The sequence below is a fragment of the Streptomyces sp. NPDC098789 genome (assembly GCF_044759975.1).
Classification (GTDB): Bacteria; Actinomycetota; Actinomycetes; order Streptomycetales; family Streptomycetaceae; genus Streptomyces.
On record NZ_JBIWAJ010000013.1, the window covers coordinates 1 to 19,196 of the forward strand.

At 73.0% G+C, this 19,196-nt stretch carries 20 protein-coding genes; 9 read left to right on the top strand and 11 right to left on the bottom strand.

The window, feature by feature from the left end; genetic code table 11:
- Positions 1 to 152: 152 nt before the first annotated feature.
- Complete coding sequence (locus tag ACIQWR_RS24620; protein ID WP_404013306.1) at positions 153 to 716, top strand: GNAT family N-acetyltransferase; 564 nt, start codon at positions 153 to 155, stop codon at positions 714 to 716.
- A 17-nt stretch (positions 717 to 733) separates the two neighbouring features.
- On the opposite strand, the gene ACIQWR_RS24625 is transcribed toward ACIQWR_RS24620, so the two are convergent.
- The 6 genes from ACIQWR_RS24625 to ACIQWR_RS24650 form a co-directional block, all read right to left on the bottom strand.
- Positions 734 to 2,320, bottom strand: coding sequence for a type VI secretion protein (locus ACIQWR_RS24625; protein WP_404013308.1), 1,587 nt, complete (start codon positions 2,318 to 2,320; stop codon positions 734 to 736).
- 2 nt (positions 2,321 to 2,322) lie between these two features.
- Positions 2,323 to 3,747 (bottom strand): ATP-binding protein, encoded by a 1,425-nt coding sequence (locus ACIQWR_RS24630; protein WP_399269346.1) that lies wholly within the window; start codon positions 3,745 to 3,747, stop codon positions 2,323 to 2,325.
- 19 nt (positions 3,748 to 3,766) lie between these two features.
- Positions 3,767 to 5,329 (bottom strand): SCO6880 family protein, encoded by a 1,563-nt coding sequence (locus tag ACIQWR_RS24635; protein ID WP_404013310.1) that lies wholly within the window; start codon positions 5,327 to 5,329, stop codon positions 3,767 to 3,769.
- The gene (locus tag ACIQWR_RS24640) at positions 5,326 to 6,651 is read right to left on the bottom strand and encodes a hypothetical protein (protein ID WP_404013313.1); all 1,326 of its coding nucleotides are present in this window, start codon (positions 6,649 to 6,651) and stop codon (positions 5,326 to 5,328) included. The genes ACIQWR_RS24635 and ACIQWR_RS24640 overlap by 4 nt, the downstream gene beginning before the upstream one ends.
- On the bottom strand, positions 6,641 to 7,480 hold the full coding sequence (locus tag ACIQWR_RS24645; protein WP_404013316.1) for a hypothetical protein: 840 nt from the start codon (positions 7,478 to 7,480) through the stop codon (positions 6,641 to 6,643). Before ACIQWR_RS24645 ends, ACIQWR_RS24640 begins: the two co-directional genes overlap by 11 nt.
- A 97-nt stretch (positions 7,481 to 7,577) precedes the next feature.
- Positions 7,578 to 7,886, bottom strand: a complete 309-nt coding sequence (locus ACIQWR_RS24650) for a hypothetical protein (RefSeq protein WP_008742356.1) — start codon at positions 7,884 to 7,886, stop codon at positions 7,578 to 7,580.
- A 441-nt stretch (positions 7,887 to 8,327) separates the two neighbouring features.
- Here ACIQWR_RS24650 and ACIQWR_RS24655 point away from each other — a divergent pair, with 441 nt between their 5' ends.
- Positions 8,328 to 8,951: a hypothetical protein gene (locus ACIQWR_RS24655; RefSeq protein WP_404013319.1), complete on the top strand. Its 624-nt coding sequence runs from the start codon at positions 8,328 to 8,330 to the stop codon at positions 8,949 to 8,951.
- Positions 8,952 to 9,035: 84 nt separating this feature from the next.
- On the opposite strand, the gene ACIQWR_RS24660 is transcribed toward ACIQWR_RS24655, so the two are convergent.
- The gene (locus ACIQWR_RS24660; protein WP_404013322.1) at positions 9,036 to 9,347 is read right to left on the bottom strand and encodes a hypothetical protein; all 312 of its coding nucleotides are present in this window, start codon (positions 9,345 to 9,347) and stop codon (positions 9,036 to 9,038) included.
- Positions 9,348 to 9,695: 348 nt separating this feature from the next.
- On the opposite strand from ACIQWR_RS24660, the gene ACIQWR_RS24665 reads away from it, so the two are divergent.
- On the top strand, positions 9,696 to 10,847 hold the full coding sequence (locus tag ACIQWR_RS24665; protein WP_404013324.1) for an alpha/beta fold hydrolase: 1,152 nt from the start codon (positions 9,696 to 9,698) through the stop codon (positions 10,845 to 10,847).
- Between the two features lie 132 nt (positions 10,848 to 10,979).
- Here ACIQWR_RS24665 and ACIQWR_RS24670 read toward each other — a convergent pair whose 3' ends face one another.
- Entirely contained in the window at positions 10,980 to 11,777 is a 798-nt protein-coding gene (locus ACIQWR_RS24670; protein WP_404013859.1) for a pentapeptide repeat-containing protein, read from the bottom strand.
- Positions 11,778 to 11,953: 176 nt separating this feature from the next.
- Between ACIQWR_RS24670 and ACIQWR_RS24675 the strand changes: the two genes are divergently transcribed.
- The 4 genes from ACIQWR_RS24675 (at position 11,954) to ACIQWR_RS24690 (ending at position 16,631) form a co-directional block, all read left to right on the top strand.
- Positions 11,954 to 12,760 carry a thioesterase family protein gene (locus ACIQWR_RS24675; protein ID WP_399269360.1) on the top strand — a complete coding sequence of 269 codons (807 nt, stop codon included), beginning with the start codon at positions 11,954 to 11,956 and terminating at the stop codon, positions 12,758 to 12,760.
- Positions 12,761 to 12,781: 21 nt separating this feature from the next.
- On the top strand, positions 12,782 to 14,593 hold the full coding sequence (locus tag ACIQWR_RS24680) for a serine/threonine-protein kinase (protein ID WP_404013329.1): 1,812 nt from the start codon (positions 12,782 to 12,784) through the stop codon (positions 14,591 to 14,593).
- 85 nt (positions 14,594 to 14,678) lie between these two features.
- Positions 14,679 to 15,692 (top strand): NlpC/P60 family protein, encoded by a 1,014-nt coding sequence (locus tag ACIQWR_RS24685; RefSeq protein ID WP_404013862.1) that lies wholly within the window; start codon positions 14,679 to 14,681, stop codon positions 15,690 to 15,692.
- A 228-nt stretch (positions 15,693 to 15,920) separates the two neighbouring features.
- Positions 15,921 to 16,631, top strand: a complete 711-nt coding sequence (locus tag ACIQWR_RS24690; protein ID WP_404013332.1) for a phosphatase PAP2 family protein — start codon at positions 15,921 to 15,923, stop codon at positions 16,629 to 16,631.
- A 135-nt stretch (positions 16,632 to 16,766) separates the two neighbouring features.
- Here the strand turns inward: ACIQWR_RS24690 and ACIQWR_RS24695 are convergent, their stop codons facing one another.
- Together ACIQWR_RS24695 and ACIQWR_RS24700 are read right to left on the bottom strand one after the other, a co-directional pair.
- On the bottom strand, positions 16,767 to 17,066 hold the full coding sequence (locus tag ACIQWR_RS24695; protein WP_404013335.1) for a hypothetical protein: 300 nt from the start codon (positions 17,064 to 17,066) through the stop codon (positions 16,767 to 16,769).
- A gap of 138 nt (positions 17,067 to 17,204) precedes the next feature.
- On the bottom strand, positions 17,205 to 17,420 hold the full coding sequence (locus ACIQWR_RS24700; RefSeq protein WP_404013338.1) for a hypothetical protein: 216 nt from the start codon (positions 17,418 to 17,420) through the stop codon (positions 17,205 to 17,207).
- A 132-nt stretch (positions 17,421 to 17,552) separates the two neighbouring features.
- On the opposite strand from ACIQWR_RS24700, the gene ACIQWR_RS24705 reads away from it, so the two are divergent.
- Both ACIQWR_RS24705 and ACIQWR_RS24710 read left to right on the top strand, forming a co-directional pair.
- Positions 17,553 to 18,377, top strand: a complete 825-nt coding sequence (locus ACIQWR_RS24705) for a hypothetical protein (protein WP_399269370.1) — start codon at positions 17,553 to 17,555, stop codon at positions 18,375 to 18,377.
- Between the two features lie 147 nt (positions 18,378 to 18,524).
- Complete coding sequence (locus ACIQWR_RS24710; RefSeq protein ID WP_399269372.1) at positions 18,525 to 18,680, top strand: hypothetical protein; 156 nt, start codon at positions 18,525 to 18,527, stop codon at positions 18,678 to 18,680.
- Between the two features lie 51 nt (positions 18,681 to 18,731).
- On the opposite strand, the gene ACIQWR_RS24715 is transcribed toward ACIQWR_RS24710, so the two are convergent.
- Positions 18,732 to 19,076, bottom strand: coding sequence for a metal-sensitive transcriptional regulator (locus ACIQWR_RS24715; RefSeq protein WP_354384547.1), 345 nt, complete (start codon positions 19,074 to 19,076; stop codon positions 18,732 to 18,734).
- Between the last annotated feature and the right edge of the window lie 120 nt (positions 19,077 to 19,196).

The window sequence follows — 19,196 nt, forward strand, 5'->3', positions numbered from 1 at the left end:
GGGACCCTGTGGGAGAGTAGGACGCCGCCGAACAATTTTTCCGGGAAAGCCCCGCACCTTATGGTGCGGGGCTTTTCTGCGTTCCGGACCAGAAAGGGGTGCACCGGAAATGGGTGGAACTCCTGGTGGGGTGCCGGTCTAGGATCTGGCGCATGAACCAGAGCACCCCGTACGTGATACGCGAGATCAAGGCCGACGAGTGGGAGAAGGTCAAGGAGCTCCGGCTGGTCGCGCTCGCCGACCCGGTGGCGCCGATCGCCTTCCTGGAGTCCGCGGAGCAGGCCGCGGCGCAGCCGGACGACTTCTGGCAGGGGCGGACCGAGCGGGGTGCCCAGGGGCGCGGGGCCCGGCAGTTCGTGGCCGAGGCGGCCGACGGGCGCTGGGTCGGGTCCGTGACGGTGCTCGTCGAGCAGGCCGGGACGAAGGGGTACTTCGGCGAGGAGATCCCGGTCGAGCAGGGTCACCTCGTGGGCGTGTTCGTACGGCCCGAGCAGCGCGGGACCGGGCTCACGGAGAAGTTGTTCCGGGCGGCGCTGGACTGGGCCTGGGCGCTGGAGGAGCCGGCGCTGGAGCGCGTACGGCTCTTCGTGCACGAGGACAACGCGCGGGCCGGGGCCTTCTACCGGCGGTTCGGGTTCGTGGCGAGCGGGACCCTGGTGCCGCTCGCCGGCGATTCGGGGTCCATGGAGTGGGAGTACCTGATCTCGCGTCCCTGATCCGGGCCGGGGACCCCCTAGTGGGCGGCGAGCGGGAGGTCGGCTTCGGGCCAGCGGGAGCGGGCCTGTTCGCGGCTGCGGCACAGGGCCAGGACCGGGAGGCCCGTGGCGTCGGCCAGGAGCGCGGGGAGCTGGGGGATCGGGGCGACGGCGGCGATGTCGTCCAGGACCAGCGACAGTGGTGGGTCGAGCCGACCGTGGGATGACCGTGCGGCCATGCGACGGCCGTGCTCGACCACGCTTGCGGTGAGTGCGGTCAGCAGGGGCATCGCACCCGGGTGGGTGCGCGGGTCCTCCAGGGGCTCGCCCACCACGTACAGGCTGCCCCCTTCGGTCAGGAACGATGCCAGCGTGAGCGAATCCGTTCGGTTCGGGTTGCAGGACTCGCGGACGTGGATGGAGGACAGGCAGCTCAGCGCACGCGCCGTCAGGTGCTGGGCCTGTTCACGGCGTTCCGGGTGGGCGGTGAGGGCGCTTTCGAGCTCGCCCGCCGCGCCGGGCGCCGCGTGGGGGTGGGTGCGCAGGATGCGGACCGGTTCCTGGGCGCCCGTGCCCTGGGCCCAGCGGTGGAGCTGTTTGAAGGGCCTGCTGTCGAGGGCCAGGGCGTGCAGCCAGCTGCGCAGGAGCGTTTCCGCCGTGTCGGCGACGGCGGCGTCGATGCGGGCCTGGGGGCGTACGGGCGCCAGCAGGGCGGCGGCGCGGGCGGCCGCGGTGTCGCGCTCGGCGCAGCCCTCGGCCGGGTTCCAGTGCATGCGGGCCGGGGTGTCGCAGAGGTGGGCGGGGTCGTAGAGGAGGACCGGGCCGAGTTTGGCGCGGGCGTCCTTCGTCTCGGCCCACAGGGCGGGGGACGAGGTCACGATGAGGGCGGCGCCCTCCGCCGCGCGGATGCGGTCGGCCGCGGCCCGGTGGCGCTCGGCCGGGGCGGCGTACCGCAGCGCGGTCGTGGGTGCGGGGGCCGGTAGCGGGATGCCGGCTGCCGCGGGCTGCGGCGGGGTGGCCGCAGGGGGGTAGCCGAAGCCGTAGCGGTAGGCCTCGTCGGTGGGGGCCGGCGCCCGGGCCGGGGCGTGGGCCCGGGCCGGGGCGTGGGCGATGGGCGCCGGGGTCGGTCGGGGTGCGGGGTGCGGGGGCTCGTACGGCGCTGCGGGCTGGAGCGGGACGGCGGTCGCTGCGGGCACCGACGCTTGGGCCGGTTCGGGGGCCGGTTCGGTGGCCGGGGCTCGGCGGGCCAGGGCGCGGCGGGACTTCGTGCGGGCGACGATGCCGATCACGAAGACGGTGGCGACGAAGAGCACGAGCAGCTGGCTGATGAAGGTGCCCCAGAACAGGCCCCAACCCGACAGGGCGGCCGGGTCGGTGGCCGGCCAGGCGCCCGCCACGTCGTGGGGTTGCGCTATCAGGGCGCGGATCGCCCCGGGGGTGTTGCCGAAGCTGACCGTGTCGGGCCAGGCGCCGCGGGTGAACCAGGCGGCGAGGCCGGTGGCGGACCACACCAGGAGGGCCAGGCCGAGGAGGAAGCCGAGGAGGGCGAGCAGCAGGCCGTCGGGGATGCCGCCGCGCTGTGCTCCGGTGGGTCCGTGTGCGTCCGTACGGCGGGCGTCGGCCATCCTCAGGCCACCGTGGTCGCCGAGCCGGGGCCGTGGCCGCCGTTGCGGTGCCGTTCGATGAGCAGGGCTCGTTCCTCCGCTTCGAGTTCGGCCGCGAGCAGCTCGTCGGGGAGCTGGTGCGCTGCCGAGGATTCCGTCATGGCGCGGTCGGTGTAGACGAGGGGGCGCTCGGACTCGGTGATCAGGTGTTTGACCACCTGGACGTTGCCGTTGACGTCCCAGACCGCGATGCCGGGGGTGAGGGTGGGGATGATCTCGACGGCCCAGCGCGGGAGGCCGAGGACGCGGCCGGTGGCGCGTGCCTCGTCGGCTTTCTGGGCGTAGATGGTGCGGGTGGAGGCCATTTTGAGGATGGCGGAGGCTTCGCGCGCGGCGGCGCCGTCGACGACGTCGGAGAGGTGGTGGACGACGGCGACGAAGGACAGGCCGAGGCGGCGGCCGAACTTCAGGAGGCGCTGGAAGAGCTGGGCGACGAAGGGCGAGTTGATGATGTGCCATGCCTCTTCGACCAGGAAGATCCGTTTCTTCCTGTCCGGGCGGATCCATGTGTGTTCGAGCCATACGCCCACGATGGCCATGAGGATGGGCATGGCGATGGAGTTGCGGTCGATGTGGGAGAGGTCGAAGACGATCAGGGGCGCGTCGAGGTCGATGCCGACGGAGGTGGGGCCGTCGAACATGCCGCGGAGGTCGCCGTCGACGAGGCGGTCCAGGACGAGGGCGACGTCCAGGCCCCAGGCGCGTACGTCGTCTATGCCGACGTTCATGGCCTCGGCGGATTCGGGTTCCGGGTGGCGCAGCTGCTCGACGATGTCCGTCAGTACGGGCTGCCGGTTGGTGATCGTCTCGTTGACGTAGGCGTGGGCGACCTTGAGGGCGAAGCCGGACCGTTCGTCCAGGCCGTGCCCCATGGCGACCTCGATGATCGTGCGCAGCAGTGCGAGCTGGCCGGTGGTGGTGATCGCCGGGTCGAGCGGGTTGAGCCGGACGCCGCCGTCGAGGGCGGCCACCGGGTCGAGCCGGATGGGCATTATTCCGAGCTGCTGGGCGATCAGGTTCCACTCGCCGACGCCGTCCTCGCCCTGGGCGTCGAGGACGACGACCTGCCGGTCGCGGAAGCGGAGCTGGCGCAGGACGTAGGTCTTCTCCAGGGCGGACTTGCCGTTGCCGGATTCGCCGAGGACCAGCCAGTGCGGGGCCGGGAGCTGTTGGCCGTACAGCTGGAAGGGGTCGTAGATGTAGCCCTTGCCGCTGTAGACCTCGCGGCCGATGATGACGCCGGAGTCGCCGAGGCCGGGGGCGGCGGTGGGCAGGTACACGGCCTGGGCCTGGCCGGTGGAGGTGCGTACGGGGAGTCGGGTCGTCTCGACCTTTCCGAAGAGGAAGCTGGTGAAGGCGTCCGACATCGCGGACAGCGGATCTCGCATGGCGGCTTCTTCCCTCCGGCTAGCGTCGGATGCCGGTCGCGAACGGCAGTGTGTTCACGAAGGCGCGGTGGTGCTCGCGGTCGCACCACTCCAGCTTGAGGTACGACTTGCCGGCGGAGGCGCGGATCGTGCGCTTGTCGCGGGCGAGGGCCTCTGGGGATCTGGAGGACACGGTGATGTAGCCGACGAGGTTGACTCCGGCGGCGCCGCTGGCGAGGTCTTCGCCGCGCTGGTCGAGGCGGCCGTGGGCGGCGATGTCGCGCGGGTCGACCGTGCGGTTCATCTTGGCGGCGCGGCTGGCGTCGGCCTCGTCGTTGGTCTTCTCCGTCAGCATCCGCTCGATGGCGATCTCGGTGGGTTCGAGGTCCATGGTGACGGCGACGGTGCGGATGACGTCCGGGGTGTGGACGAGGAGGGGGGCGAGGAAGTTGACGCCGACGGGGGTCATCGGCCATTCCTTCACCCACGCGGTGGCGTGGCACCAGGGGGCGCGGGTCGAGGACTCGCGGGTCTTGGCCTGGAGGTAGGTGGGTTCCATCGCGTCGAGTTCGGCGGGCCAGGCGTTGCGCTTGGTCATGGCCTGGATGTGGTCGATGGGGTGGTCCGGGTCGTACATGGAGTGCACGAGGGAGGCGAGGCGCCCCTGGCCGAGGGGCTGGCGCACGCGGATGTCGGCTTCGGCGAGGCGGGCGCAGATGTCGGTGAGCTCGCGGGCCATGACGATGGCGAGGCCGGCGTCGCGGTCGAGCTTGCGGCCCTTGTGGGGGGTCGAGGCGCGGGCGATGGTGACGGCTTCGGCGGCGAGCTCGCGGGTGAAGTGCATGCAGGCGACGAGGTACGCGCGGTGCTGCTCGGAGGAGGTCGACACCATCGACTGGAGCTGGTCGTAGGAGTCGCGGAGCCAGCCGGGGGCCGTCACGTCGCCGCGCTGGGCGACGTCCTTGGCGTGGGCGTCGGGGTCGGCCGGCAGGGTGCGGGCGAGCATCTGGAGGCGGGTGACGAAGCCGTCGCCGTTGGCTACGTGCTTGAGCAGGGTGCCGAAGCGGTCGACGAGGGCTTCCTGGTCCTCGCTGTCGCGCAGGCCGACGCCGGGGCCCTCGATCTCGATGGCGGCGGTGACGGTCCGGCGGTCGGCGTGCAGGAGCACGGCGATCTCGTCGGGGCCGAAGGGGGCGGCGAGCCAGTTGATCCGGCCGATGCCGGGGGGCGGGCCGACCTCGACCTCGCGGCCGTCGACGCCGCGGACGCCCGCTTCCATGGCGGCCGAGCGGTACGCCGTACCGCGGCGCAGGGTCCGCTTGAAGCTGCGGTTGATCTCGAACCACTTGTAGAAGGTGCGGCCCTTGTACGGGACGTACACGGCGGCGAGGGCGACCACGGGGAAGCCCGCGAGCATGGCGATGCGCGGGGCGATGCCGGGGACGAGCAGTCCGCTCATCATGCCGAGGAACGCACCGGCGATGATCAGCGCGATCTCGCCGGTCTCGCGGTTCTTGCCGACGATCGCGTTCGGCCGGGCCCGGCCGATGAGATACGTGCGGCGGGGCGCGACCGGGTGGATCTGGTGGGACTGGGTCGTCAACGCCCGTCACCTCCTGTGTTCTTCGTGCTGCTCGTGCCGGTGCTCGTGCGGGGCGGCGGGGTGGCGGATCCGCCACCGGATCCGCCGGAGGGGCGGCTGCTGTGGGCGGCCACGCCTCCGGAGAGGGGGTTGGCGGGGCGGGGGGCGGATTGTCCGCCTCCGCCGCCGTCGCCCGCGCGGTGGGAGCCGCGGCTGCTGTGGGTCTTGATGCCCTGGGAGACGAGCGAGGCCGGGGAGCTGATGACGGCGGCCGCCTGGGCGCCGTCGGTGGCCTTGCTGCGGTTGGAGCGGGCGGAGGCGATCTCGTCGCCGAAGCCGGGAACGAAACGGTAGATCATCGCGGAGGCGAAGATCGCCAGAATGATGATGGCGAGGCCGGACACGACGGCGGAGAAGGCATTCGGCCCCTTCTCGCCGGCGAGGGCCCCGGCGAGGCCGAGCACGATGACGATGACCGGCTTCACGAGGATGACGGCGATCATGATGCCCGCCCAGCGGCGGACGTGGCCCCACAGGTTCCGGTCGACGAGCCCGGCGTAGACGACGACGCCGAGGAGGGCGCCGACGTAGAGGAGGGCGGCCCGGATGACGAGTTCGAGCCAGAGGACGCCTGCGGCGAGGACGGTGACGAGGGCGACGACGATCAGCATGATCGGGCCGCCGCCGATGTCTTCGCCCTTCTTGAGGGCCTCGGAGAAGGAGCCGAAGAAGACGTCGCTCTGGCCGCCGGTGGCGGTGGCGATGACTTGGGTGACGCCGTCGGTGGCGGACACGACGGTGTAGAGGATCAGGGGGGTGAAGGCGGAGGCGAGGACGGTGAGCCAGAGGAAGCCGATGGCTTCGGACATGGCGGTGGTGAAGGGGACGCCGCGGATGGCTCGCTTGGCGACGGCGAAGAGCCACAGGACGAGGGTGAGGATGGTGGAGGCGGCGAAGACGACGGCGTACTGCTTGAGGAAGGCGGGGTTGGTGAAGTCGACCTTCGCGGTGCCGTTGACGGCTTGGCTGAGCTTGCCGACGATCCAGGCGGCGGCTTCGGCGCAGCCCTTGGCGAGGGAGCCGAGGGGGTTCAGGGCGTCGGCGGGGTCGGAGGGGGAGAGGCCCGTGCGGGGGGCTCCGCCGGGGTTGCCGTTGTCCCGTTCGCAGAATTCCTTGGCGGGGCCCCTGATCAGGTCGCACGGGTTGTTGCTCGGCGTCGGCGTCGGCGTCGGCGTGGGCGTCGGAGCGGGGGCGGCGAACGCTCGTGCGGAGAGCAGGACCATTGTGGTCTGAATGCCCCCGAGCACGGAGGTGATCGCCAGCAGGCGGCGGTCAGCGTGCATAGGTGAACCCTCCGAACTGCGACACGGCCTTGGCCATCTCGTCCGCGGTGGCGGCGTTCTGGTCTCGTCCCACGGGCGCTGGGCCGTCCTTCTGCGTGAAGGTCGAGACCTTCCAATCGCCGTTGACCCACTTGAGTTCGAAGGTGTTGGTGTACCAGCTCTCCGACACGGGGTTCGTGGAGCCCTCGCCCGCCAGGCCGAAGAGCGAGGAGTACCAGACGGACACGCTCGCGGTATCGGCGTCGAACTTCTCGACCTTGGTACCCACCGGACTCGTGCGGGAGACGAATGTCAGGCCCTTGGGCGCCTTACCCGTGGCGTCGAGACCGATCCGCGCGAGGAACTCCTGCCCCGAGTAGACCCGGTCCAGCTCGCCCTGCCGGGCTCCGGCCACGTCAGGCGGGTATACGGCTTCGATGATGGCCTTGCGGCGCACCGGATCGAACATCCCGTCAGAACTCAACGCCACGGCGAAGTTCGCCGCCGCTGATTGGGCGCCCTGTTCGTCGTGTGCGAAGCCGCGGGGGATCGTGCCGTTCTTGCCGTCGACCGGGCGGGTGCCTGTGGCTGAGGTCGAGGTGGAGGTGGGGGACTTGCTGGTCGGGGGGGTGGTGGGGGAGTCCTGGTTCTGGTTCGCGAACGCGATGGCGGCGATCAGGAGGACGACCACGCCGACGACCGTGACCAGGCCGCGGGAGGGGCGGGGGCCGCGGCGGGGGCCCGGGTAGGGGTCCGAGGGGGAGTCCGGGAGGCGCGTGCGGGTCTGGCCGGTGCCGCCGACCTCGCCGTGGCCTGGGCCGGTGCCGCCGTACTGGTCGTCGTGGCTCATTCCCTGTCCGCCCCCTCGGCGTCGTACGACGGTAGCGCTGGTGGCCGCGTGGACGCGGTGTGCTGAGTCCTCATCGGGTCGGGAGCCGGCGGCGTGGCTAGACGGCCATTCCGTAGACGATGGTGAACAGGGTGCCGAGGGAGCCGATGATGAACACCCCCGTCAGACCGGCCACGATCAGACCCTTGCCCTGTTCGGCGCTGAAGGTGTCGCGCAGGGCGGTCGCGCCGATGCGCTGCTTGGCCGCTCCCCAGATCGCGATGCCCAGGCAGAGCAGGATCGCGACGGCCATGACCACCTCGATCATGACCTTCGCTTCATTGCCGAGACTTCCGAACGGGCCCCAGTTCGGGGCGATTCCGCCGATGATGGTGGTGATGTCGCCCTTTTCGGCTGCCAGGATCATGTAACTCACCGCCCCTGTATGGGTAGTTCCGCATGCCCTTGCCCGATGGCAGGGGTCACGTCCTATCTTCGCTGATGAAATCGCCGTCGTATGTCGACTTGACGGCTCTCTTTGCCTGATCTCCCGGTCCGGGCCCCGCCCACGTCCACTGACCAGGTCACTCTGTGTATCACGGGGGGTGACCCCGGGCAATGATTGTCGTCTCGGCGTACGCGAGGCGGGGTGCGGGTCTGCCCGGGTGGCCGCCGTTCGGCGGATCGGGGCCGCGTGTCGTTGACCCAACCCGCTTACATATCGATCGACTGACGGAATGTCGGACCATCCCTCTGTCGGTCCGTGGGTCATGCTCCACCTGCTTCCGGCCGGAGCGCGAAACGTTCCACGATGAGAGACGACCCAAGGAGCTAACGGATGGGTTCCGCATCAAGGACTGGCCGGCGCGTGTGGTTGGCCGGTGGGCTGGTCGTGCCGCTGGCGCTCGCGTTCGCGGGGATCTCGGGTCCCGCGTCGGCCGCCGCGCAGGGGGCCGCCCCCACGTCGTCCGGTGCCACGTGCCAGGGCAAGCCCCGGATGGACGACGACATGAGGAAGGCGAAGGGTGCGAAGGCCGCGCCCGGCGCGAAGCGGGGGCCCGGCTGTCCGGGGCCGCGCGGGCCGGTCGGGCCCAAGGGTCCGAAGGGTGACCGGGGTCCCAAGGGCGACCGGGGGCCGAAGGGTGACCGGGGTCCGGTCGGTCCGCCCGGGCACTGCACCGACGTGGCCACGACGCGGGGCAACGGCGACCTGGAGTTCAGCGCGGCGCTGGTGAACGGCAAGACGTCCATCGGCGTGCGCAGGATGGCGCCGCCGCCGGTGGGTGCCTACTACTGGCGCGACCTGACGGGGCCGCAGAACCCGGGGCACCCGCGGAACGCGTGCAGCGTGTCCATCGCGGCCGAGGGCATGAACAGCGTGTACGTGAAGGTGCTGACGACCGCGGGCACCGTGTACGAGAACTCCTGCACGTACACGCCGATGGGGATGCTCAACTGCCCGTCCGGCTGGACGGCGCTGGTCAAGCCCTGACCCGTGGGGGGCCGTACGCCCGTCGCTGGCGCCGCGACCGGAAGCACGAGCCGGTGCGCGGGGCCAGCGGGGTGCGGGTCCGGGTCAGATGAGGATGCTGGACGACGGCGGGACGAGGGCGGAGTGGCCCGGGGGGATGACGCCGGCCGGGTAGCCGAAGTGGCAGAGCGGGCCGCGGGTGATGACGATCGGGTTGTCGGAGTGGTTCTCGACCCGTGCGATGCCGTCGTGGCGCAGGCAGCCGTGGTAGCCGTAGACGGCCTGACCGTTGATGACCACGGGGCCCTCGTCGCGGTGCGCCTGTGCCTGGACCTGGGCGTGGGCCGAGCCGCCGAGGGACAGGACGAGGGTGGCGGCGGCCGCGAGGGTGCCGAGGGTGGTGGACGGGCGTCGCATGATCGGGGACCTCCGTTGGGCGGGTAGCTGAGGATCAGCTTCCGGTTGCGTGGCTCAACGTAGGGGTGTGGATAGCCGACAGTCACGGCCGCGAGGGGGCGCGTGGTTGCGCGAAAGGCGCACGTGTGTGCGGTGTGCGCCGGCCCGGTGCGGACGAGGGGTGCACAAGCCTTGCGGGGCGGCGCGGGCGGGCGCGGGAGCCGGTACGAAGAACTCCGTCGGAGGGTCGGGCGGGCACCGGCGGGTGTGGCGAACGGGTGAAGCCGCCTTCGTTCCCGGCCGCGGACCCGGTGGCCAACGCCCCCGTGCACCCGCGCCGTTGTCAGTGGGGTGCGGCAGCCTGGGGGCATGACGACGACACCCTGGACGCTCGCGGACATCGAGGCGGCCCTGCGGGCCGGCTGGTCGGCCGACCTGGCCTGCCCCTCGGACATCACGGGCATCCCCTGGTCCGTCGACAATCCGGCCTGGGGGCACTGCGACATCACGGCGATGGTCGTCCAGGACCTCGTCGGCGGCGACCTGATGGTGGGCGAGGTCTTCCTCGACGGCCGCCAGGAGGGCTACCACTGCTGGAACCGGCTGGCCGGGGGCATGCGCGTCGACCTGACCCGGGAGCAGTTCCGGCGCGGCGAGAGCGTGACCCCGGGGCGGGTCGTACGGCGGCCCGTGGACCGTCGGCCGCGCCGCTGGGCGGAGTACCAGCTGCTGCGCGAGCGCGTCGGGGACGTGCTCGGGCCGCTGCCGGGGGTGGTGGAGGTGGCCGGGCGCGCGCTGCGGTACACGGACTTCGGCGGTCCGGGGGAGCCGCTGCTCGCGCTGCACGCGCACTTCATGGAGGGGCGGACCTTCGCGGGCCTGGCCCGGGAGCTGGCGCCGCGGTGGCGGGTCATCGCACCGGACCAGCGCGGGCACGGGGATTCGGACCGGGCGCCGGAGTACTCGCGGGAGGGCTACGTGGCGGACGCGGCGGCCGTGCTGGAGCACCTGATGCTGGGCCCGGCGGTGGTCCTGGGGCATTCGCTGGGCGGGGTCAACGCCTACCAGCTGGCCGCGCGGCGGCCCGAGCTGGTGCGGGCGGTGGTGGTCGAGGACGTCGGGGCGGTCGTGGACGACGACCTGTCCTTCGTGCTCGGGTGGCCGCGCCGGGCGGACGGCCGGGAGGAGCTGCTGGCGGGGCTGGGGAGCGCGGCGGGCTTCCTGGAGGACTCGGTGCGGGAGTACGAGGACGGCTGGGGCCTGGCCTTCGAGGCGCAGGACGTCGTGGCGTCCGGCGAGGCGATACGGGGGGACCACTGGGCGGACTGGCTGGCGGTGCGGCAGCCGACCCTGCTCGTCCGGGGGGACCGCAGCACGGTGTTGTCGGCGGGGCACGCGCGGGAGATGGCGGCCCGGCGGCCGGGGGTGCGGCTGGTGGAGCTGCCCGCCGGGCACGGGGTGCACACCGAGGACCCGAAGGGGTTCACCGCGGCGGTGGCGGAGTTCCTCGCCCGGCTCTGAGGCGCGCGGTACGCGGCTCCCGGTCCCGTTGCCCGGGGTCCGGCCCGGCACGGGGGTGCGGGCCGGGCCGCGGGGAGCGGGACCCGACCGCGGGCGCTGGGAGCCGGGGGCGGGCCTACCGGGCGTGGGGCGTCAGGACCAGTGGGAGGGGCGGGTCAGGGTGGGCGGGATGCGGGTGGCGGCGTCGCCGCGGGCCGCGTTCAGCTGGGCCTGGGTGAGGAAGATGCTGCCGGTGAGGTCGGCCCCGCTCAGGTCGGCGTCCCGCAGGTCCGCGCCGATCAGGTCGGCGGTGCGCAGGTCGGCCCGGCTGAGGTCGGCGGCGATCAGGTAGGCGCCGCGCAGGGTGGCGCCCCGCAGGTTCGCGCCGGACAGGCGGGCGCCCATCAGGTCCGCGCCGCGGTGGTTCTTCTTGCGGCCCGGCGCGGTGGCCCGTACCAGGTCGCTGGTCTTGAGCAGCAGCGTGTTGACGGCGGCGCGGCGGGCGTCGATGTCGATGCCGGCCAGGGTCTCGGCGTCGGCGCGGGTCAGCTCCTCGGTCTCGGCGAGGGCGCGCCGCAGCTCGGCGTGGATCGGGCGGGCGGCCGGGAGGGTGAGGGCTTCGGCGAGGTAGAAGAGCAGTTCGTGGAGCCGGCGCATCACCGGGAACACCTCGAACATCCGGCGGGAGGTGCCGGGGTGGGCGCGCCAGTCGCGGCCCTCGAAGGTGACCTGGGAGACCTGCTGGCCCGCGCCGAAGCAGTCGAAGACGGTGCAGCCCTGGAAGCCCTTGTCGCGCAGCCGGGTGTGGATGCCGCAGCGGAAGTCCTGCTGGAGGTTGCCGCAGGGGGTGCCGGCGGGCTTGTCCACGGCGAAGTCGGTGGACCGGGCGAAGGGCAGGGCCACGCAGCACAGGCCGAAGCAGTTCGCGCAGTCGGCCTGGAGCACGGGCAGGGCCGGGCCGGCGGCGGGTACCGGGCGGGGGCCGGGTGCGGGAACGGGTACGGGGGCGGGGCGGGAGCTGGACACGGCTCCATTGTCCCCCGCCGGTGCCCGACGCCCGGCCGGGCGTCCCGCGTCCCGTCAAGGGGGCTGGTGCCCCGCGGTTACCTCTCGGTAGCGTGCGGGTCATGGACGACGCTGACGACGTGACGGTCGAGGGGTTCTACGAGCGGGTCGACACCGGGCGGTTCCTCGCCTCCGCTTACACGCGCGGGCCGTGGGACCGGGGCTCGCAGCACGCGGGCCCGCCCGCCGCGCTGCTGGGGCGGGCCGTCGAGGAGCGCCCGGACGCCCGGGACGACATGCGGGTCGCGCGCATCACCTACGAGATCCTGCGGCCGGTGCCGATCGGGCCGCTGGAGATCACCACTTCGGTCCTGCGGGCCGGGCGCGGTACCGAGGTGATCGAGGCGGCGCTCGCGCCCGCCGGGGCGGCGCCGGTGATGTTCGCCCGGGCGCTGCGGATCCGTACGGCCGAGGACTCGGTGCCGGCGGTGCGGTCGGGTCCCGCCGTGCCGCCGCCCGACACGGTGGGGCGCACGCCGTTCTTCCCGGTGCCGTGGTCGACCGGCTACCACACGGCGATGGAGACCCGGTTCACCGAGGGCGCGTTCGTCGAGCCCGGCCCGGCCACCTGCTGGATGCGGATGCGGGTCCCGCTGATCGCGGGGGAGGAGGTCCGCCCGTTGGACCGGGTGCTGATCGCGGCCGATTCCGGCAACGGCATCAGCGCGGTGCTGGACTTCGCCAAGTACGTCTTCATCAACGGTGACCTGACGGTCCATCTGCACCGCCATCCGGTGGGCGAGTGGGCGTGCGTGGAGGCCCGAACCAGCGTGGATCCGGCCGGTATCGGCCTCGCCGACGCCCGTCTGCACGACGAGGACGGTCCCATCGGTCGCAGTGCGCAGAGCCTGTACGTCGCACCGCGCTGAGCCTGTGACAGGCTCTCGCGCATGGACGCGCTGAGGGAGACCGATCCGACGCGGATCGGGGTGCACGTGCTGGTGGCCCGACTGGGGGCCGGGGGGATGGGGCAGGTGTACCTCGGGCGGTCGCCCGGGGGGCGCCTGGTCGCCGTCAAGGTGGTCCGGGAGGAGATACTCGGGCACCCGCAGGCGTTGGCTCGCTTCCGGCGCGAGGCGAGCACCGTGCGGGAGGTGCGCTCCGCCTACACCGCGCGGCTGATCGACGCCTCGCTGGACCGGGCGCCGTACTGGCTGGCCACCGAGTACGTGGCCGGGCCCACGCTCGCGCACGCGGTGCGGGGCCGGGGCGCCCTGCCCGCGGACACCTGCCGGGCGCTGGGGGCGGCGCTGGCGGAGGGGCTGGCGGGCGTGCACGAGCAGGGGGTGACGCACCGGGACGTGAAGCCGCAGAACGTGATCCTGGGGGCGCAGGGGCCGCAGTTGATCGACTTCGGCATCGCGCGCGGGGTCGGGGTGACCATGCTGACGCAGGAGGGCCAGGCGCCGGGGACGCCGGGGTTCACGGCGCCCGAGGTGCTGCTGGGCGCCGCGGGCGAGGCCGCGGCGGACGTGTTCGCGCTGGGGGCGACGCTGGCGTACGCGGCGACCGGGCGGCCGCCGTTCGGCTCCGGGGAGGCGGCGAGCGTCTGGTACCGGACGGTGCACGAGCCGGTGGACGCGGCCGGCGTGGAGCCGGGGCTGGCGGCGCTGATCGAGGCGTGCGTCGCGAAGGATCCGGCGGCGCGGCCGTCACCGGCGGAGGTGATCCGGCGGTGCGCGGTGGCGCGGGCGGTGGTGGACGACCCGGTGTACGCGGAGCTGGCGGCCCTGCGCGAGGCGGTCCCGACGGCCCCGACCGCGGCGGCCCGGACCACTACGGCCCCGACCGCGGCGGCCCGGACCACTACGGCCCCGACCGCGTCGGCCCGGACCGGGGTGGCCCCCGCCGCCACCCGGGTGCTCCCGGACCACGGGCGGGAGCAGCCCCACCCCCTGCCTCCGGACGGCACCACGGAGTACGTCGCCCCCGCGCCCGCCCCCGCCCCCGCGCCCGGGAGGCGGGGACGGCGGGCCGGGGTCTGGCTGGGGGGCGTGCTCGCGCTGGCCGCGGCGGGGTCGCTGGCCTACTGGCAACTGCCCATGGGAGGGGGCGCCGCGGGCGCCGCGTCCGGCGGATCGGCCTCCGCGGGTCCGAGCACCGGTGCGCGGCCCTCCGGCGGGAAGGACGCGAAGGACGGCAAGGACACGAAGGACGCGAAGAAGAAGGGCGCCGGGCCGCCCGCCGACCACATCGAGCAGAGCCGGACCTCGCGGGAGCGCTGGGCGGTGGACCCGGATCCGGCGATGGCGAAGTACAACAGTGGGCTGTGCAACGAGCTCGTGGGCGAGGAGGACGCGCCCGGTACCGGGATGGAGAGCTCCACCGTCTCCTCGTCGACCAACGGCGTGCCGGGCAGGACGATGACGGTGAAGATGCGGCCCAAGGGCGCCGGAGATCCGGACCGGGGGCCGCGCCCGGCCCCCTATTACGTGTCGGTGGCCGTCAAACCGCCGTCGTCGCTGGCGTCCGGGAGCCTCGGCTACACGAGCGTGCCCGTCGACATCTACGCGAACTGGGACTCCGGCGAGTACCTGAGCCTGGGCTATCCGGCGCAGTTCCGCAGCTACGTGAACGGCAAGGGAACCGGTTCGCCGGAGCTGGCGTCCGACCGGGGGGACTGGACGGTGGTCTTCTACCACGTCGAGGATGACCCCAAGACGTACGCGCGTATCGCCTGTTCGGGGTTCCGGGTGGGGTAACGGGCCGCGACACGGGGGAAACAGAGGGCAATCCCCCCTTGAGGGGACGGGCATGGGGGAGGGTTGACGGGTGCGCAGATTCTGGATGGTGGGCGGGATCGGGGTCGGGGTGTGCCTGACCTTCGTCATGCTGCTCGTCGTGGGGACGTACTCCGCGGCCGCGGGGCTGGGCGGTCTCGGCGGTGGCGGGCGCGGTGTCGGCCTCGCGCAGGGGGCCGTGCCGGCGAAGTACCAGGCGCTGGTGCAGAAGTGGGGCAACCTGTGCGCGTCGATCAGCCCGCCGCTGCTGGCGGCCCAGCTGTACTCGGAGAGCGGCTGGAACCCGCAGGCGGTGAGCCCGGCGGACGCGCGGGGGATCGCGCAGTTCATTCCGGGGACCTGGGAGGGGCACGGGGTCGACGGGGACGGTGACGGGGACCGGGACATCTGGGACCCCAACGACGCGATCCCGTCCGCCGCTTCCTACGACTGCGAGCTGGCCAAGGACGTCGCCGGGGTGCCGGGCGACGCGGCGTCGAACATGCTCGCCGCCTACAACGCGGGTGCGTACGCGGTCATCAAGTACCAGGGCGTGCCGCCGTACAAGGAGACGCAGGGGTACGTGAAGACGATCACGACCCTGGCGCTGAGCTTCGCGAAGCCCGTCGGGCGGGTGGCGCCCTCGCAACAGGCCGCCGGGGCGATCTACTTCGCGCAGAAGCAGCTGGGGACGCCGTACCTGTGGGGCGGCAACGGTACGCCCGACCAGGACGGGCGGTTCGACTGCTCGGGGCTGACGGTGGCGGCGTACAAGACGGTGGGGATCGACCTGCCGCGCGTGGCGAACGACCAGTACAACGCGGGTCCGCACCCCTCGCGCGACGAACTGCTCCCCGGTGACCTGGTCTTCTTCTCCAACGACCTGTCGAATTCGCGGGAGATCCACCACGTCGGGCTGTACGTGGGCGGCGGGTACATGATCAACGCGCCCTACACCGGCGCCGTGATCCGCTTCGACAAGATCGACAGTCCGGACTACTTCGGGGCCACCCGGGTCACCAAGGACGGCGCGGCGGCCTCGCCCGTGCGGGACGCGGCCACGGGCGCGAAGACCCCGTAAGCGGGGGCGGCGGCGCCGGCCCGCCGCGCCGCTGACTCTCTGTTAAGTCCAGGCCCTGAGCTGCGACGATGAGTCACTCTTGGATAACGTTGGAGTGATCATTCGGTGGAGAGTGGAACGTAGCTGCCAGAACGGGCGTTCCATGGACACGGTGGTCGATCACCGGGGTCGAAGGGGCGCACGCAGGGGTGCGTTCTCAGGGGAACCAAGGCAAGGGGCCGCATCGCCATGGCTGGACTCACGACCGGTGGGCCGAACGTGGACGTCAGCCTGCTGTACGACATCAACGGCCTGGCCCGGCACGCTCCGGCGGCCGTGGACCGGACCATCGCGCTCGTCGGTGAGTACGGGCTGCCGCTCGCCATGGTGCTGCTCGTGCTCTGGTGCTGGCGCGGGGCCCGCAAGCAGGACGGGCCGGCCGCGATCGAGGCGTTCACCGCGCTGGTGTGGGCACCGCTCGCCGCCGGGATCGCGCTGCTCGTGAACGTGCCGCTGCGCGAATTCGTCGCCCGGCCGCGGCCGTTCCGCCAGCACGAGGGGCTGGAGGTGCTGGTGTCCGGCAAGGGGGGCGACTTCTCCTTCGTCAGCGACCACGCCACCCTCACGATGGCGCTCGCCGTCGGCATCTTCATCGCCCACCGCAGGCTCGGGCTGATCGGCATCGGGCTCGCCCTGGTGCAGGGCTTCTGCCGGGTGTACATGGGCGTCCACTACCCCACCGACGTCATCGGGGGCCTCGCGCTCGGCACGGCGGTGGTCCTGCTGCTCGCGCCCCTCGCGATGGCGCTGCTCGCCCCGGTGGTGCGGGCGGTGGCCGGGTCGGCGCGCGTGGGGTGGATCGTCCGGGCCAAGGGGCACGGCGTGCCCCGGCCGCTGGACCTCCCGCACGCCCAGACCCCGCCGGGCGGCCACCCCCGCGAGAACGACCTGGCCGCCTGAGCCGCGCGCGCCCGGGCGCTCAGCCCGTGGCGTACGCGTTCCAGAGCGCGAGCAGGACCGCCGAGAGCAGGCACAGCGCCGCCCCGGCGAAGCAGAGGCGGACCGCGGCGGGTCGGGCGCGCGGGCGGGACCGGGTCACGGGCCGCCGCCCTCGCGCCCGCGGCGGCCCTGGTGCCCCTCGGCGTCGGTGTCCCCGCGGCGGTGGCGCGAGCGCAGCCACAGGCCCGTCGCCGCGGCCGCCGCGGAGGTGACCCCGATGGCCAGGGCCACGTCGCCCGGGCCGTCGGCCGTGCCGACGGGCTTCGCCCCGGCCGGAGCGACGGGCCTGGCCCAGGCCGGAGCCGGTGCCAGGGCGAGCAGCAGAGCGCCCGCGAGGGCCGCGGCGCGGGCGGTCGTACGGCCGCGTGGTCGTCGTACCGGTCGTCGTCCGGGCACGGGGGCTCCGCTCTGGAGAGGGGGGTTCCCCTCCAGGGCATCCGGTCGCGGGCGGATCGGCCAGCGGGGCCGTCCGAACGGGCGACGCGCCGGCGGCGGCCGGGCCGGCCGGATCGGAGCCGGGCGGCTCCGGGCGGGTCACCCCGTCAGGTGGCCGCTCGCGTCCTTGCGGGCCAGGTCCCGGGAACGGCGGGCCGGACCGCGCCAGCCGCAGCTGCAGACGGCCAGGCAGAACGAGCCGCGTTCCGAGGTGGTGATGGTGTGCGCGCCCGGCGGCGTCGGCCCCGCGCAGTTGCGCGTGCGGGGTACGGCCGGAAGCGGAGGGGCGGAGGGCGCGAAGGGGTGCGGGTCCACGTCACCACGGTACCCGGGTCGGGTGCGGGTGCGGGAGTGCCCCGGGCCGTGACGGCGAACCCCAGGCCTCGTTAACCGGAGCGGGTGGGGGCCTCGGGCAAGCAGCGTTCATGCGTTGGGGGTTGGCAGGCGATGGTGGTGCACCAGCACAGGCGGCGGGGGGCGGCGGCCGTGGCCGTTGCGGCCATGGTGACGATCGGTGGGTGCGGCGGTCCGGACGGGGCCCCCGCGGGCGCCGACGCGCGACCACCCGGTGATCCGACGGCGGCCGTGCGCGGCGCCGCCGACGGGCTGACCCGCAGCGGCAGTGCCCAGGCCCGTACGGCGATGGAGATGGCCACCGGCGGCACCCGGGTCACCATCCGGGGCGAGGGCGGGGTCGATTTCAAGAAGCGGATGGGCCAGCTCCTGGTGATGCTCCCGGCCGACGTCACCGGCAAGCCGGGCCACCGGCCGATCACCGAGCTGCTCACCCCCGGCGCCCTGTTCATGAAGAACCGGGGTGCGGGCGTGCCCGCCGACAAGTGGGTCCGGGTGGACACGACGACCCTCGCGGACGGGAACCTCGTCACCGGCGGGGCCACCGATCCGATCACCGCCGCCGAGCTGCTGCGCGGGGCCGAGGGGGTGACCTACGTCGGCGAGAGCGACCTGTCGGGGACGAAGGTCCGGCACTACACGGGCACCACCGACATCGGGCGGGCCGCGAAGAGCGCGTCGCCGGACGTGCGGGCGGCGCTGGAGGCGGCGGCGAAAGGGTTCAGCAATGACGCCGTTCCCTTCGACGCGTATCTGGACCACGAGGGGCGGCTGCGCAAGGTCCGGCACCGCTTCAGCTACGTCAACAATGGCGTGATCGATGTCTCCTCGACCACGCTGCTCTACGGCTTCGGCACGCCGGTGACGGTCGTTCTCCCCGCAAGCGGGGACATTTTCGCAGGGAAGATCGCCGACTAGGCGGTGCGGTGGCGCGGGGCGGTGCGATCGGGCCATGACCCGGTATCCGGAAATGGTCCATCCGTGTCATGCGCGCAGCGAGTCGTGCTCCCTAGGCTGGGAGCGCAGCGATCCGATGCCCGATGGCGGCAGGAAGAGGTGACACGCGTGACTCCCGCAGGCGGTATGACGGTGCAGGACCACGTGGCGCTCGCCGAGATCGAGCTGTGCGGCGAGCTGATCATCGCGGCTTCGACCGCCGCCGAGGAGCGGCTCAGTCAGGACCGGATCGACGAGGTGCTCGGCGCGATCTGCTGCCCCTAGTCCCCGGTCCCGCTGCCCTTGGTCGCCGCCCTTGGTCGCGCGGCTCGGGGCTCAGGTCCGCAGCAGGCGGGCGATCGCCTTCGTCGCTTCCTCGACCTTCGCGTCGATCTCGGTGCCGCCCTTGACCGCCGCGTCGGCGACGCAGTGGCGCAGGTGCTCTTCGAGCAGTTGCAGCGCGAAGGACTGGAGCGCCTTCGTGCTGGCCGAGACCTGGGTGAGTATGTCGATGCAGTAGACGTCCTCGTCGACGAGTCGTTGCAGGCCGCGGATCTGGCCCTCGATCCGGCGCAGGCGCTTGAGGTGCTCGTCCTTCTGGTGGTGGTAGCCGTGCACGGCGGGGGCGCCGGGGCCGTCGCCCTGCGCGGGGCCGGCCGCCGCTGCTTCGGTGGTCGTCATGCGTCCTCCCGTGGTGCGTCCAGTGGGCATGGCTGGTGCATACCCCTCATGGGTATAGGGTACCGGCCGCCGCGCGCGGCGGCAGGGGTCCGTACCCGCTCACTCTGCCTGATGGAGGAC